Genomic DNA, 14,600 nt, shown 5'->3' on the forward strand with positions numbered 1-14,600 from the left:
AAGGAGGAAATAAATATGAGTAAAGAAGTAAAAAATTTAGATCTAGTTATATTAGGGGGAGGTCCTGCAGGATTAACATCAGCAATATATGCATGTAGGGCAAAATTAGATATGATTTTATTAGAAAATGCCATCTTAGGAGGGCAAGTTAGAAATAGTTTTACAATTGAAAATTATCCGGGATTTAGAACTATAGAAGGAATAGAATTAGCTGATAAAATGCAAGAACAAGCAGAATCGGTTGGAGCTATAATAGATGAGTTTGACCCAGTAATCAATGTAAACCTAGAAGAAAATAATAATAGTATAGAAACAGAACTATATATATATAGACCCAAAGCTATTATTATTTCAACGGGAGCAACTCCTAAAAAATTACCACTTCCAAATGAAGCAGAATTTGCTGGAAAAGGAATTCATTATTGTGCTGTTTGTGATGGAGTGATGTATGAAGGTAAAGTAATTGGAGTTGTTGGTGGAGGAAATGCTGCGTTAGAAGAGGCCGTATTTCTATCCAAATTTGCGGATAAGGTTTATATAATAAGGCGACATGACTATTTTAATGGAGAAAGATCTACACTTGATGAGGTAACTAATAATAGTAAAATAGAAATTTTATATAATCAAGATCTTGTTTCCGTAAAGGGGAAAGAATTTGTAGAGGAGGTTGTTTTAAAAAATACAATTTCCGGGGAAAAAAAAGCTATGAAGATGAGTGCTTTATTTGGATATATAGGAACAGAACCTAAAACGAATAACTTTAAGAAATATATTAATTTGACATCAGAGGGGTATATTATAGCAGATGAAAGAATGAGAACTAATATACCAGGAGTATTTGCGGCAGGGGATGTTAGAGATAAGGCATATAGACAGATAACAACAGCAGTATCGGATGGGACTATAGCAGCATTAGAGGTGGAGAAATATATAAAACAAATTAAGAATTAATATATTGGAACAAATATGAGATTATAGCAAAAGAGCCCTTAATAATCTGTTAGATTATTAAGGGCTCTTTTAAATCTATTTTGTTAATGCTATATCTATTGCAGGTTTATCAAAACCAATAATAACTGTTCCGTTTATATCTAAAACTGGAACTCCTATTTGCTTAGATTTTTTTAGCATTTCTTCTCTAGCTAACATATCGTTACCTACATTAACTTCCTGAAAGGAAACATTTTTTGATTTTAAATAATTCTTAGCTTTTACGCACCAAAGACAAGTACTTGTAGTATATACTTTAATCACTTTTACACCTCCATTTTCGAAGTAATAATAATTATCTGTTATATTATAATATAACTTTTAAAAAATATTTTCAATATATTATATGCAAAAGAAATTTATTATGGAGATATTATTTTATAATATCTCCATTCTCTAAATTAGAATTAATTATAAAATTAGAAATTTCATTAGAAGGCATATTATTAAAAAGAGTCTCACTTGCCTTATAGCCTGAAAAATCCTTGATTGTATTTTTACCTTCAATATTTAGAGAATTTAATGTAATTTTATCAAGCACTATACCATCTCCTAACATTTTCTTTTAGTATGTGCATATAAAAAAAAAGTATACTAAGTCTTAACTTGTATAGTGGTCTATACAAGTTGAACTTTTTTTGATATACTATATTAAGAGGTGAGTCTATGATTGATAAAAAGAGTCCAATACCTGTATATTTCCAATTGAAAGAGGATATTCAAAGAAAAATTACAAAAGGTGTGTGGGAAGTAGGCCAGTGTATTGACAGTGAAAGAGAGCTTTCACAAACCTATGAAGTTAGTAGAATGACTATCAGGCAAGCTTTAGGAGAATTAGTTCAAGAGGGTGTATTAATTAGGCAAAAAGGTAAAGGTACCTTTGTTTGTGATCCTAAGGTAAAACAAAAGGATATGATGAGTTTCTCTGAGATAATAAATAAAAGTGGAAGAACTTTAGAAAATAAGGTATTAGAATTTAAAATAATAGATACACCTCAGGAATTAATAGATATATTTCCCTTTGAAAAAGTCTATAAAATAAATAGAAATAGAATTGTAGATAATGAATGTATTGCTAATGAAATTGTTTTTATTCCTGTTGATTACTGTGGGTTTATTAATGAAGAGAAACTTACAGGATCTTTATTTGAAATATTAAATGAATTTGGATATTCAATTGATCATTCAAAATCTACTATAAAAGCAGTTATAATGGATAAACGTTATAAAGGTATCTTTGGAGTAACTGAAGAGTCACCTTTACTGCAAACGTTAAGTAAAATAATAAATAGAAATGGTAAGGTGATTTTTGTAGAAGAAGCTACTTATAGGTCAGACAAATATATGTTGGAAGTAAATATTTCTAGAAGAGAGGGGTTTTTAAAATGAAATTAATTGTAACAAAAGATTATGAAACTATGAGCGTAAGAGCAGCTGAGGAAATTGCTAAAATAATTAATAATAAGCCTGATGCAGTGGTAGGTTTAGCAACTGGTTCAACACCTTTTGAAATGTATAAGGAATTAATTAAAATGAATAAACAAGGAACTTTAGACTTTTCTAAGGTTACTACAATAAATTTAGACGAGTATATAGGGCTATCTCCACAACATCCACAAAGTTATAGATTTTTTATGGATGAAAACTTGTTTGATCATATTAATATAGATAAAAAGAATACATTTCTACCTAATGGACTAGCTAAGAATGTAGATGAAGAAGGTAAAACTTATGATAATATGATAGATTCATTAGGAGGCACAGATATACAATTATTAGGGATAGGTAAAAATGGGCATATAGCATTTAATGAACCAGATGAAAAATTAATCGCAGGAACGCATATGACGAAACTTACAGAAAGCACAATAAAGGCTAATGCAAGATTCTTCAATTCTATAGAGGAAGTACCTAAGACTGCCGTTACTATGGGACTTGGACAAATAATGAAAGCTAAAAAGATTCTATTAATAGCTAGTGGAATAGATAAGGCAGAAGCTATAAAAGGTTTGATGAGTGGCAAAATTAATACATCTAATCCTTCAACTATGCTTCAGATGCATAACGATGTTATCTTAATAGCTGATGAAGATGCAGTAAGTTTGTTATAAAAAACAAAATAAGGCAATAATAAAAAGAAGTATATACTAATACAAGTGATACTTCTTTTTGTTATTCTAAAGATTATATAAAAATAAAAGCTTTATTAATAATAATAATAATAATAAATTTATATAATATGATATTATTATATGGAAGAATATTAGTTGAATGTTAATTAATAAAATAAAAGTAGAAAAGAGGAGAAAAATGGCTAAAATAAAATCTGTATTTACATGTCAACAATGTGGATATGAATCAGTAGGATTGCTTGGTAAATGTCCTTCTTGTGCGGCTTGGAATTCATTTGTTGAGGAAGTAAAAGATGATTCTACTGTTATTAAAAATAAAATAATTAAAAGCATTTTACCTGAAAATATGCCGAAAAATATTAGTGAGATTAAATCAGGGGAAAATGAAAGATTTAAAACGAATTTAAAGGAATTAGATAGAGTCTTAGGTGGTGGAATAGTTAAAGGATCTTTAACATTAATATCAGGAGATCCGGGGATAGGGAAATCTACATTGCTACTTCAAACAGCAAATAATATTGCTTCGTATTATGGAAAGGTATTATATATTTCTGGAGAAGAGTCGGAAGAGCAAATTAAAATTAGGGGGGATCGTTTAGGGGCAGCTGCTAATAATCTATTTATAGTATCAGAGACAAATTTAGATACAATAGAAGCCTATATAGAAAAAATACAACCTGTATTTGTAGTAATTGATTCTATTCAAACAATGTATAAAGAAGAAGTTACATCAGCCCCAGGTAGCGTTTCACAGGTAAGGGAATGCTCAAACCAACTGATGAGAATAGGTAAAAAGAGTAATATACCATTATTTATTGTTGCTCATGTAACTAAGCAAGGAGCTCTTGCAGGACCTAAAGTTTTAGAACATATGGTTGATACAGTTTTATATTTTGAAGGTGAAAGAACAGAAGAATTTAGAATACTTAGGACTATGAAAAATCGTTTTGGAACAACTAGTGAAATTGGAGTGTTTGAAATGAGACAAGAGGGTCTTATTGAAGTATATGATCCATCAAAAATGTTTTTAGAAGATACAACTTTTAACCAAGAAGGTTCGGTTGTAGTTGGGATTATGGAGGGGACTAGACCTATATTAGTAGAGATCCAAGCTTTAGTAACTAAAACAAATTCACCTATGCCAAGAAGAACAGCAGTTGGGATAGATAATCGAAGGTTAAGTTTAATTCTTGCAGTTCTAGAGAAAAAATTAAAAGTTCCATTTTACAATCATGACGTATATGTTAATGTTGTGGGTGGATTAAATATAGAGGGAACTACGGCTGATTTAGGATTGGCATTAGCGCTGCTATCAAGTGTTAAAAATAAAGGACTAGTTCTACCAAAGATAATGATTATAGGTGAAGTAGGCCTCACCGGGGAAATACGCCCTATAAATTCAGCAGATAGATTAGTAAATGAAGCAGAGAAGATGGGGTTTGAAAGTGTTGTTATTCCTAACAGAAATAGAGAAAAGGTTTTTAATAAGGGAATAAAGATAATTGGAGTAAGTAATTTAAGTGAAGCAATAGGCAAAGTATTATAAGGAGAGAAGTGGAATGATGAGGCTAGAAAAGGATATGGAAATACAAAAAATATTGAAAGTTTTATGCCCAGGGACAGCCTTAAGAGAGGGATTAGAAAATATTTTAAGAGCCAAAACAGGTGGGTTAATTGTATTGAGTGATAGCGAAGAAATTATGAAAATGGCTGATGGCGGTTTTATAATTAATGCTGAATATACAGCAACTTATATATACGAACTTGCAAAAATGGATGGAGCAATTATTTTAAGTAAGGATTTAAAAAAAATAATCTCGGCTAATATACAGTTACTACCTGAGTCATATATACCTACATTTGAGACTGGAACAAGACATAGGACTGCACATAGAGTAGCAAAGCAAACTGGCAATATAGTTATTGCTATTTCTCAAAGAAGAAATATGATAACTGTTTACAAGGGTGATATAAAGTATGTACTAAGAGAGAGTAGTGTAATATTAGAAAAAGCAAATCAAGCAATTCAGGCATTGAATAAATATGTAGTTGTATTAGAAAAGGTTATAAATAATTTGAATATATTAGAATTTCAGGATTCAACAACTTTATTTGACGTAGTCACAGCTGCACAAAGGACTGAAATGGTCATGAGAATAGTTGAAGAAATAAAGATTTACATATTAGAATTAGGTAATGAGGGAAGATTAATTTCAATGCAGCTAAATGAGCTAGTTAGACATATAGAAAAAGATGGAATTTTATTGATTAGAGATTATATACAAGATGGAGAAGAAGTAAATGATGTATATAAAGGAGTTCAAAAGCTATCTCAGTCAGAATTATTAGATTTAGAAACTATTTCAGGTGCTATGGGGTATGGAGGCACTTCTTTAATCGAGACACTTATATCACCGAAGGGATATAGATTGCTTAGCAAAGTGCCAAGATTACCATCAACTGTAATAGAAAATGTAATTACTCAATTTAAAGATTTAGCAAGCATAATAGAAGCTGAAATAGAAGATTTAGATAAGGTTGAAGGAATTGGAGAAACTAGAGCAAGGGCAATAAGGTCAGGATTAAAAAGAATTAATGAACAAGTATACTTAAATAAGCAATTATAATTATTAAAGGGATACTAATTCTTAGTATCCCTTTAACTTAGTTATAAATAATTACAATATACTTTATCTAAAAGTATATTTACCTAAAGTATTAATTTTATCATTTTCTTTTAGAAGCACATCATATAAGTTGACTTCTAAATCATTGCAGAGGGATGTAAGGTAGAATAAATTGTTACCCATTTCTCTTTCAATGACTTCACGACAATTTTCACATAGTTGTCCTTGTATATGAGATTCCAAACAATCACACATCTTATCTAATGAATTATCCTCTGGTAAGTTTTGCTTTTTCGCACTAATTTCAATGCAACCACAATTAGTAACAGCTTTAGCAATAGCTCTATTTACCCTAGCACTAGATTCTGTATATTTTGTCATTATATCAAGAATACTCTTGTGCCTAAGCAGAGAATCATTTACTGAATTTTGAAAAGTATCATAAATTATATCCTTCATAGGTCCCAACTCCTTTGTATTTTGAAAGGTATTATTTTAATTACATTACGTTATTAATAGTTTGTTCTAAAAATATAAGGGATGTACAACTCTTGTTAATATACTTATGATAAACAATAAAGACTAGAATTAATAGGGGGTAAAAATTAAAAGAATGTTAAGATAGAAATTATTTATCTTAGAGTTATAATTAGTGTGTTATAATTAAATAAATTAAAATATCTGTATTTTATGGATTTAATATTGAGAAAATGTCAATAATTATAAAATGTCGATAATTATAATTAGGAGGTGAGGTTATGGTAAAAAAAATAGCCCAAGGAATATTCGGTTTAGGTGGAGTAATTTTAGGGTATGTAATTGGAGATTTTCTAATTAATATTCCTGCTGTAAAGGAATTAGGTTTATTGTCTGAATACTACAGAACGGTATTATTTATGATTTTTATTTGTTTAATATTTGGTATCATTCTATATTTGGTATCTCCAAAAATATATAAAGCCATAACGGAAGTAATTGAATATGTAGAAAAAAACATACAAAAGTTAAGTATTGGTGAGATAGTATATGGTGCAGTAGGGGCTCTTATAGCTCTTATAATTACAAGCATATTAGCGAAACCGTTGTTGGATTTTCATGAAATTTTAGGCCCTCTTATTGTTGTGCTATTAAATGTAATAGCGGCTATTATAGGTATGGACATAATGATAAAAAAGAAGGATGATATTACTAATATATTGGTAAATATTAAAAAAAACGGTTCAACTAAAGATAAAAAAGGTAAATCAATTTCAAGGTCTATACCTAAGGTGTTAGATACATCAGTAATTATAGATGGTAGAATATTTGATATATGTGAAACTGGATTTGTTGAAGGCCCTTTAGTAATTCCTAATTTTGTATTAGATGAACTAAGACATATTTCTGATTCTTCCGATTCTTTAAAAAGAGTTAGAGGTAGAAGAGGGTTAGATGTATTAAATAGAATTCAAAAGGAATTAAATATTGAAACGCAAATTTGGGAAGGTGATTTTCCTAAAATAGCTGAGGTTGATAGTAAATTAGTTAAGCTTGCTCAACACTTAAATGGTAAGGTTGTAACTAATGATTATAATTTAAATAAAGTTGCAGAGGTTCAGGGAGTATCTGTTTTAAACATAAATGAATTATCAAATGCTATTAAGCCAGTGGTTATACCTGGTGAGGAAATGGTAGTAGATGTGGTTAAAGATGGAAAGGAAGCTAGCCAAGGAGTTGCCTTTTTAGATGATGGCACTATGATTGTGGTAGAAAATGGAAAGAGGTTTATTGGAGAAAGAATAGATGTATTAGTGACATCGGTGCTTCAAACCGCTGCCGGAAGAATGATTTTTGCAAAACCTAAAGAAAATTAAATAGAGGAGAAGAGAAGATAATGATTTCTGCTATAATTTTAGCGGGTGGAAAAGGTAAAAGAATGGGATCGGATATAAGCAAACAATTTATTACTGTTAATGGCAAACCTATTTTATATTATACCTTGAGTAAATTTTTGAAATGTAAAGATATAGAGGATATAGTATTAGTACTTCCAAAGGATGAAATACAATATTGCGTAAAAGAAATATTAGAAAAATATTCATTGAAGGTAAATAAAATTATTGAAGGTGGGAAAGAACGTCAAGAATCAGTTTATAATGGACTAAAAGCATGTTCAGATTCTAGTATTGTACTAATACATGATGGAGCAAGACCCTTTGTGTCAGAGAATATAATAAGAAATGGAATAAGGTATGCATCGAAGTATGGTGCTGCTGCACCAGGGGTAACGCCGAAGGATACAATTAAAATAAAAAATTCAGAAGGGTTCTCAATACAAACTCCCAACAGAGAAAATTTAGTAGCAGTGCAAACACCACAAGTTTTCAAATGGAGTACAATAATGGAATGCCATGAGAAAATAAAAAGAGACAAAATTGTAGTTACTGATGATACTATGGTCATAGAAATGTATGGGCATAAGGTTTATTTATATGAAGGTGAGTACAACAATATTAAAGTTACGACTCAAGAAGATTTACTTATTGCGGAGTATTTAGCTAGCCATAGGTAAAACTATCGGTTTAACACCGTTATCATTATTGGAGAATAATATTAGGCGGTACCGCGATTAGAATTCGCCCTAAGGAAAGGGCGGATTCTTTTTAATTTTAAATATAATATGTATTAAAGTGAAGAGGGGAAGTTTTAAGATGAGAATGTCAAATATGTTAGTATTAACATTAAGAGAAGTTCCAACAGAAGCGGAGATAGTAAGTCATAAACTTATGCTAAGATCTGGAATGATGAGAAAGATGGCCTCAGGAGTATATAATTATATGCCTTTAGGGTTAAAAGTTTTAAATAAAATAGAAGATATAGTTAGAGAAGAAATGAACGAAGAAGGAGCCCAAGAATTTTTAGCTTCAGCTATGCTGCCAGCAGAGCTTTGGCAAGAATCTGGTAGATGGGATGCTTACGGAGATGAAATGTTTAGGCTTAAAGATAGAAATCAAAGAGATTTTTGTTTAGGACCTACCCATGAAGAGGTGTTTACAGATATTGCAAGAAATGAAATAAAATCTTATAAGCAGTTACCAGTTAATCTTTATCAAATTCAAACAAAGTATAGAGATGAAAGAAGACCAAGATTCGGCGTTATGAGAAGTAGGGAATTTGTTATGAAGGATGCTTATAGTTTTGATAAGGATCAAGAAGGCTTGGATTTATGCTTTAATAAAATGAATGAAGCTTATGTAAGGATATTTAACAGATGTGGGCTTGATGCTAAATGTGTAGAGGCTGACTCTGGCGCTATTGGTGGCTCAAATTCAGCAGAATTTATGGTTAAATCAGATGTTGGAGAAGATGATGTAGTCTTTTGCAATGATTGCAATTATGCCGCTAATATGGAAAAGGCATCAGCAATACCAGAAAAAAGTGAGAAGGAAGACTTAAAAGATGTTAATAAAATTGAAACACCAAATACAAAAACGATAGAAGATTTAGTTAAATTATTCAATGTGTCGAAAAAGAAATTTATAAAAACTCTATTATTTAAAGCTGATAATAAGATAATAGCAGTAATGGTTAGAGGAGATAGAGAAGTAAATGAGGTTAAGGTAGCTAATTTCTTAGGTGGAGTTGATGACTTTAACATGGCATCACCACAAGAAGTTGTACTTGCCACTTCCGCTGCTGTTGGATTTGCAGGACCAATAGGAATTAAGGTAGATGAATTGTTAGTAGATGCAGAAGTAAGTAAAACTCATAACTTTATAGTAGGAGCCAATGAAACAGGATATCATTTGGAAAATGTTAATTATGGACGGGATTTTCAAGGTAAGGTTGGAGATTTTAGGAATGTAGCAGTTGGAGAAAAGTGCCCAGAGTGTGGTGGTGAGATAACTATTGCTAGAGGAACTGAGGTAGGGCACATATTTAAGCTGGGAACTAAGTATTCAGAATCTATGAAAGCAACTTTTATAGATGAGAATGGTAAGCAAAAACCATTTGTTATGGGATGTTATGGTATAGGTATTACAAGAACAATGGCGTCGATCATAGAGCAACATAATGATGAAAACGGGATTATTTGGCCGTTGTCAGTAGCTCCATATCATGTAGTAGTTGTTCCGGTAAATATAAAAGATGAAGAACAAATGAGAATTGCAGAAGCTATATATACTTCCCTAAAAAAATTGGGAGTGCAAGTACTAATGGATAATAGAAATGAGAGAGCTGGAGTTAAGTTTAAGGATTCCGAGCTTATGGGTATTCCAATGAGAATTACTGTTGGTAAAAAGATTAATGAAGGGTCAGTTGAGTTTAAGCTAAGATCAGAATCGGATAATGAGTTAATTAAGATTGAAGAGGTTTGTGATAGGGTAAAGGAAGAATTTGAGATAAATAACCTAAAAATAAAGTAGTATAGGAGGTTAAATAATGAAGCTATATAATACTTTAACTAGAAAAAAAGATGAGTTCAAGCCGATAACTCCTAAAAAAGTTAAAATGTATGTATGTGGTCCTACAGTATACAATTATTTTCATATTGGAAATGGAAGAACTTTTATTGTATTTGATACTATTAGAAGATATTTTCAGTATAGGGGGTATGAAGTAGAATTTATTCAAAATTTTACGGATATTGATGATAAAATGATTAATAAAGCTAAAGATGAAAATACTACAGTAAAGGAAATTGGAGATAAATATATCAGTGAATATTATAAGGATGCAGATGCTTTGAATATTAAAAGAGCAACAGTTAATCCTAGGGCTACAGAATATATCGAAGATATTATTGATTTTGTAAAAACATTAATTGAAAAAAGATTTGCTTATGAAATAGATGGTGATGTATATTTTAGTACAAAAAAGTTTGATTCTTATGGAAAACTTTCAGGACAGAATTTAGAGAATTTACAGGCTGGAGCTAGAATAAATGTGGATGAACGTAAGAAAGATCCAATGGATTTTGCTATTTGGAAAACACAAAAGCCTGGGGAACCGGCATGGAAAAGCCCTTGGGGCATGGGAAGACCTGGATGGCATATTGAATGCTCGTGTATGGTTAAGAAGCTGCTAGGGGATACAATAGATATTCATGCAGGGGGTATGGATTTATCATTTCCACATCATGAGAATGAAATTGCACAAAGTGAATCATTAACAGGGAAGCCTTTTGCAAATTATTGGTTGCATTCGGCTTTTGTAAATATTAATAATCAAAAAATGTCTAAATCGTTAAATAATTTTTTTACAGCAAGAGACATATTAAAAGAATATGATGCAGATGTAGTGAGATTCTTAATGTTATCAGCCCATTATAGAATTCAGCTGAATTTTAGTAAAGAGTTGTTAGATTCAGCAAAGTCATCTATGGAGAGGTTATATAATACTGTTAGCAATCTAGAAAATCTTTTAGATGAGATAACTAAGCAGAATTTAGATAATGAGGAAGAAAACTATTTAAACTCTTTAGATAAATATAGAGATAAGTATATAGAAAAGATGGATGACGATTTTAATACAGCAGATGCTATTTCTGTATTATTTGAATTATCCAAGGATGTTAATACTAATATAGATATTTATTCATCTAAAGAGTTAGTTAAGAAAGCATTAGAATTAGTTAGAGAACTTGGGGAACCCTTGGGTATCCTTCAAAAAACTACAAAAATAAGCTTAGAAGATGAAATAGAAGCCTTGATAGAAGCACGGCAAAATGCTAGAAAAAATAAGAATTTTGCCATGTCAGATAAAATAAGAGATGACTTAAAAGCACGAGGAATTATGTTAGAGGACACTGCACAAGGCGTGAGATGGAAAAAAAATTAATTTTAAAGGGCTGCAGAATTTGCAGCCCTTATTTAAAGGATAAAGAAGAAGGGAGAATAAATATGTTAGAGGATTTAAGAATAAGAGAATTTACCATAGATGAAGTAAAAATGTTAAACCCACTTCAACTAGCTTTAATTGGAGATGGAGTATATGAAATGTTTATTAGAAATTATGTGCTATCATGTAATATAAATTTATCAGCTCATAAAATGCATGTTGCAGCAATAGGATTTGTAAAGGCTAAAAGTCAATCCATAATAATGCATGTTCTTGAACAAAAATTAACAGAAGAAGAGGAATACATATATAAAAGAGGAAGAAATGCAAAGTCAGCGACTGTACCCAAGAATGCGGATGTCAGAGACTATAGAATGGCCACAGGACTTGAGGCATTGATAGGATACCTATACTTGGTAGGTAATAAGGAAAGATTACATTACATATTAAATGCAAGTATTGAAATAATTAAAAAAACAAGTTAGGAGGAGCAATGGTGGAAAATTTAGAAGAAAAAAATTTAAAAAAAGAATATGTTAATAACGAAGAAAGAGAAGATTTAGTTGTTGGAAGAAATGCTGTTATGGAAGCGCTTAAGGGGACTAAGACTATAGAAGCGTTATATGTGGCTAAAGGACAGACTGAGGGTTCTATCAACGTAATTCTTAAACTTGCAAAAGATAGGGGCATAGTTGTCAAGGAAGTGGATAGGAAGAAATTAGATTCAATGTGTGGAAATGCAGTGCACCAAGGTGTAATAGCTAAAATTACGCCTTTTGTTTATTGCGAAGTATCAGATATTTTAGGTTATGCCAAAGAAAAAGGAGAAGCTCCATTCATAGTAGTTTTGGATGAAATAGAAGATCCTCATAATCTTGGATCAATAATAAGAACTGCAGAACTATGCGGAGTTCATGGGATAATAATACCTAAGAGAAGAAATGTTGGAATAACTACAACTGTATATAAAGCCTCAGTAGGTGCGATTGAACATATGAAAGTTTCTAAGGTAACTAATATAAACACAGTATTAGAGGATTTAAAGGAAGCTGGAGTATGGATATATGGAGCAGATATAGCTGGAGAAGAATATAGCTATGAAGTGGATTTTAGAGGGGCCTGCGCTATAGTTATTGGCAGTGAAGGAAGAGGGATTTCAAAATTAACCTTAAAAAAGTGTGACAAACTTGTTAAAATACCAATGATTGGAAAAATAAACTCTTTAAATGCATCTGTTGCAGGTGGTATAATGATGTATGAGGTTCTCAAAGGTAGGTTGGAGAAATAAGGGGGCTATATGAGAATAGTATTTGTAGATGGGTATAATGTTCTAAACAGTTGGCCTAACTTAAAAGAAAATAAAATTTCTAGTTTTGATGGTGCTAGAAATAAGTTGATAGATATAATGCATAATTATGGGTCGTATAGTGATTCTAAAATTATTTTGGTTTTTGATGGTTACAAGGTAAATGGAAATCTTGAGAATACAGAGAATAAGAATAAAAATCTTTCTATCGTATTTACAAAAGGTGGAGAAACTGCAGATAGTTATATAGAGAGAGAGGTACATAGATTTGGTAGACGATGTGACATATGTGTTGTAACTTCGGATTGGCTAGAACAGCAAACTATTTTTCAAAGAGGTGCTGTTAGAATGTCGTCAATAGAATTTTATAATGAAGTTTCTGAGATAGAGAATAGTATAAGAAATAAAACAGAAAAGAATAAAAATATGTTGAGAAATCATTTGCAAGATAACGTGGACTTTGACGTTTTAAAAAAATTAGAGGAAATTCGTAGGAGTGATTGAAATTAATTGACTTGACAGTTTTTATTGAGGTATAATTTATTGTGTAATAGCATAGTTCGGAGGGGGAGAATTGTATAATAAAAAGTATTCGAAGGGCGATTATTTAGAATTCGAAGAAAAATTAGATGAAGAAGTTGTAATGGAAGCCAAAATTGGAAATGCAAGAGCTCAAGAATACCTTATTAACAAATATGAAAATTTTGTTAAGGCAAAGGCCAAGTCTTACTTCCTAATTGGCGCAGATAGAGAAGATATTTACCAAGAAGGTATGATAGGTCTCTATAAGGCAATAAGAGATTTTAATCCTGATAAGCTAGCATCATTTAAAGCTTTTGCTGAACTATGTGTAACTAGGCAAATAATAACGGCTATTAAAACAGCTACAAGACAAAAACATATCCCGCTTAATACTTATGTGTCGTTAAATAAACCAATTTATGAAGAGGATTCTGATAGAACTTTACTAGATGTACTCTCAGGAATCAAGATAACTGACCCAGAGGCGTTAGTTATTAGTCAAGAACAAATGAGCTACATAGAAGATGAAATAGCTAAAGCACTATCTGAATTAGAACTTGAAGTCCTTACGTCTTATTTAGATGGAAAATCCTATCAAGAGATTGCATACGATTTGGATAGACATGCGAAATCTATAGATAATGCCCTACAGAGGGTTAAAAGAAAACTTGAAAAATGTTTAGATTTAAATTAAGCTATAAGTAACTTGTTATTGACAAACTAGAAAAAAAACAGTATAATTTGTAATTGGTATATTGAGAAAATAATCAATATACAAGTGCTCACGTAGCTCAGTCGGTAGAGCGTCGCCTTGGTAAGGCGGAGGTCGTCGGTTCAATCCCGATCGTGAGCTCCAAAACCATAAGAAATAAAACACTAGGCAAAGTTTATTGATGAATGAAGGAGGAATTTACAAAATGGCAAAGGAAAAATTTCAAAGAGTTAAACCACATGTAAATATCGGAACAATAGGTCACGTAGATCACGGCAAGACAACACTTACGGCAGCAATTACAACAGTGTTATCAAAAAAAGGATTTGCAAAGGCATTTGACTATGCAGCAATAGATAAGGCACCAGAAGAAAAGGCGAGAGGTATTACAATTAATACAGCTCACGTTGAATATGAAACAGAAAACAGACATTATGCACACGTTGATTGTCCAGGACATGCTGATTATGTTAAGAATATGATAACAGGAG

The 14,600-nt window shown here is 31.2% G+C and carries 17 protein-coding genes and 1 tRNA gene; 15 read left to right on the forward strand and 3 right to left on the reverse strand.

Annotation, left to right across the window (positions count from 1 at the left end; all coding sequences use genetic code 11):
- The first annotated feature begins 15 nt into the window (after positions 1-15).
- Positions 16-951 (forward strand): thioredoxin-disulfide reductase, encoded by a 936-nt coding sequence (gene trxB / locus CLVI_RS14320; protein WP_106060811.1) that lies wholly within the window; start codon positions 16-18, stop codon positions 949-951.
- A 75-nt stretch (positions 952-1,026) separates the two neighbouring features.
- Here trxB and CLVI_RS14325 read toward each other — a convergent pair whose 3' ends face one another.
- Both CLVI_RS14325 and CLVI_RS17535 read right to left on the reverse strand, forming a co-directional pair.
- Positions 1,027-1,254, reverse strand: a complete 228-nt coding sequence (locus CLVI_RS14325) for a glutaredoxin domain-containing protein (protein ID WP_106060812.1) — start codon at positions 1,252-1,254, stop codon at positions 1,027-1,029.
- Positions 1,255-1,363: 109 nt separating this feature from the next.
- The gene (locus tag CLVI_RS17535) at positions 1,364-1,531 is read right to left on the reverse strand and encodes a hypothetical protein (protein WP_170065686.1); all 168 of its coding nucleotides are present in this window, start codon (positions 1,529-1,531) and stop codon (positions 1,364-1,366) included.
- 125 nt (positions 1,532-1,656) lie between these two features.
- Here CLVI_RS17535 and CLVI_RS14330 point away from each other — a divergent pair, with 125 nt between their 5' ends.
- The 4 genes from CLVI_RS14330 to disA all read left to right on the forward strand — a co-directional run bounded on the left by CLVI_RS14330 (position 1,657) and on the right by disA (position 5,749).
- Entirely contained in the window at positions 1,657-2,379 is a 723-nt protein-coding gene (locus CLVI_RS14330) for a GntR family transcriptional regulator (RefSeq protein ID WP_106060813.1), read from the forward strand.
- Complete coding sequence (gene nagB / locus CLVI_RS14335; protein WP_106060814.1) at positions 2,376-3,101, forward strand: glucosamine-6-phosphate deaminase; 726 nt, start codon at positions 2,376-2,378, stop codon at positions 3,099-3,101. Before CLVI_RS14330 ends, nagB begins: the two co-directional genes overlap by 4 nt.
- A gap of 199 nt (positions 3,102-3,300) precedes the next feature.
- Positions 3,301-4,668 carry a DNA repair protein RadA gene (gene radA, locus CLVI_RS14340; protein ID WP_106060823.1) on the forward strand — a complete coding sequence of 456 codons (1,368 nt, stop codon included), beginning with the start codon at positions 3,301-3,303 and terminating at the stop codon, positions 4,666-4,668.
- Positions 4,669-4,684: 16 nt separating this feature from the next.
- Positions 4,685-5,749, forward strand: coding sequence for a DNA integrity scanning diadenylate cyclase DisA (gene disA / locus CLVI_RS14345; protein ID WP_106060824.1), 1,065 nt, complete (start codon positions 4,685-4,687; stop codon positions 5,747-5,749).
- A 63-nt stretch (positions 5,750-5,812) separates the two neighbouring features.
- Here disA and CLVI_RS14350 read toward each other — a convergent pair whose 3' ends face one another.
- Positions 5,813-6,208 carry a nucleoside triphosphate pyrophosphohydrolase family protein gene (locus CLVI_RS14350; RefSeq protein WP_106060815.1) on the reverse strand — a complete coding sequence of 132 codons (396 nt, stop codon included), beginning with the start codon at positions 6,206-6,208 and terminating at the stop codon, positions 5,813-5,815.
- 299 nt (positions 6,209-6,507) lie between these two features.
- On the opposite strand from CLVI_RS14350, the gene CLVI_RS14355 reads away from it, so the two are divergent.
- The 10 genes from CLVI_RS14355 to CLVI_RS14400 all read left to right on the forward strand — a co-directional run.
- Positions 6,508-7,602 (forward strand): PIN/TRAM domain-containing protein, encoded by a 1,095-nt coding sequence (locus CLVI_RS14355; protein ID WP_106060816.1) that lies wholly within the window; start codon positions 6,508-6,510, stop codon positions 7,600-7,602.
- A gap of 20 nt (positions 7,603-7,622) precedes the next feature.
- A complete protein-coding gene (gene ispD, locus CLVI_RS14360; protein ID WP_106060817.1) occupies positions 7,623-8,300 on the forward strand; it encodes a 2-C-methyl-D-erythritol 4-phosphate cytidylyltransferase in 678 nt (225 codons plus the stop codon).
- A 139-nt stretch (positions 8,301-8,439) separates the two neighbouring features.
- The gene (locus tag CLVI_RS14365; protein WP_106060818.1) at positions 8,440-10,155 is read left to right on the forward strand and encodes a proline--tRNA ligase; all 1,716 of its coding nucleotides are present in this window, start codon (positions 8,440-8,442) and stop codon (positions 10,153-10,155) included.
- A gap of 16 nt (positions 10,156-10,171) precedes the next feature.
- Positions 10,172-11,569: a cysteine--tRNA ligase gene (gene cysS / locus CLVI_RS14370; RefSeq protein WP_106060819.1), complete on the forward strand. Its 1,398-nt coding sequence runs from the start codon at positions 10,172-10,174 to the stop codon at positions 11,567-11,569.
- A 62-nt stretch (positions 11,570-11,631) separates the two neighbouring features.
- Complete coding sequence (locus CLVI_RS14375) at positions 11,632-12,054, forward strand: Mini-ribonuclease 3 (protein ID WP_106060825.1); 423 nt, start codon at positions 11,632-11,634, stop codon at positions 12,052-12,054.
- Positions 12,055-12,062: 8 nt separating this feature from the next.
- Complete coding sequence (gene rlmB, locus CLVI_RS14380) at positions 12,063-12,857, forward strand: 23S rRNA (guanosine(2251)-2'-O)-methyltransferase RlmB (protein WP_106060820.1); 795 nt, start codon at positions 12,063-12,065, stop codon at positions 12,855-12,857.
- A 9-nt stretch (positions 12,858-12,866) separates the two neighbouring features.
- Positions 12,867-13,379 carry an NYN domain-containing protein gene (locus tag CLVI_RS14385; RefSeq protein ID WP_106060821.1) on the forward strand — a complete coding sequence of 171 codons (513 nt, stop codon included), beginning with the start codon at positions 12,867-12,869 and terminating at the stop codon, positions 13,377-13,379.
- A 139-nt stretch (positions 13,380-13,518) separates the two neighbouring features.
- Complete coding sequence (gene sigH, locus CLVI_RS14390) at positions 13,519-14,091, forward strand: RNA polymerase sporulation sigma factor SigH (RefSeq protein ID WP_242980721.1); 573 nt, start codon at positions 13,519-13,521, stop codon at positions 14,089-14,091.
- Between the two features lie 86 nt (positions 14,092-14,177).
- A tRNA-Thr gene (locus tag CLVI_RS14395) sits at positions 14,178-14,253 on the forward strand.
- Positions 14,254-14,314: 61 nt separating this feature from the next.
- Positions 14,315-14,600 (forward strand): GTP-binding protein (locus CLVI_RS14400; protein WP_207655393.1); only part of this gene is annotated, 286 nt, incomplete at its 3' end.

The organism is Clostridium vincentii (genome assembly GCF_002995745.1).
GTDB lineage: Bacteria > Bacillota > Clostridia > Clostridiales > Clostridiaceae > Clostridium > Clostridium vincentii.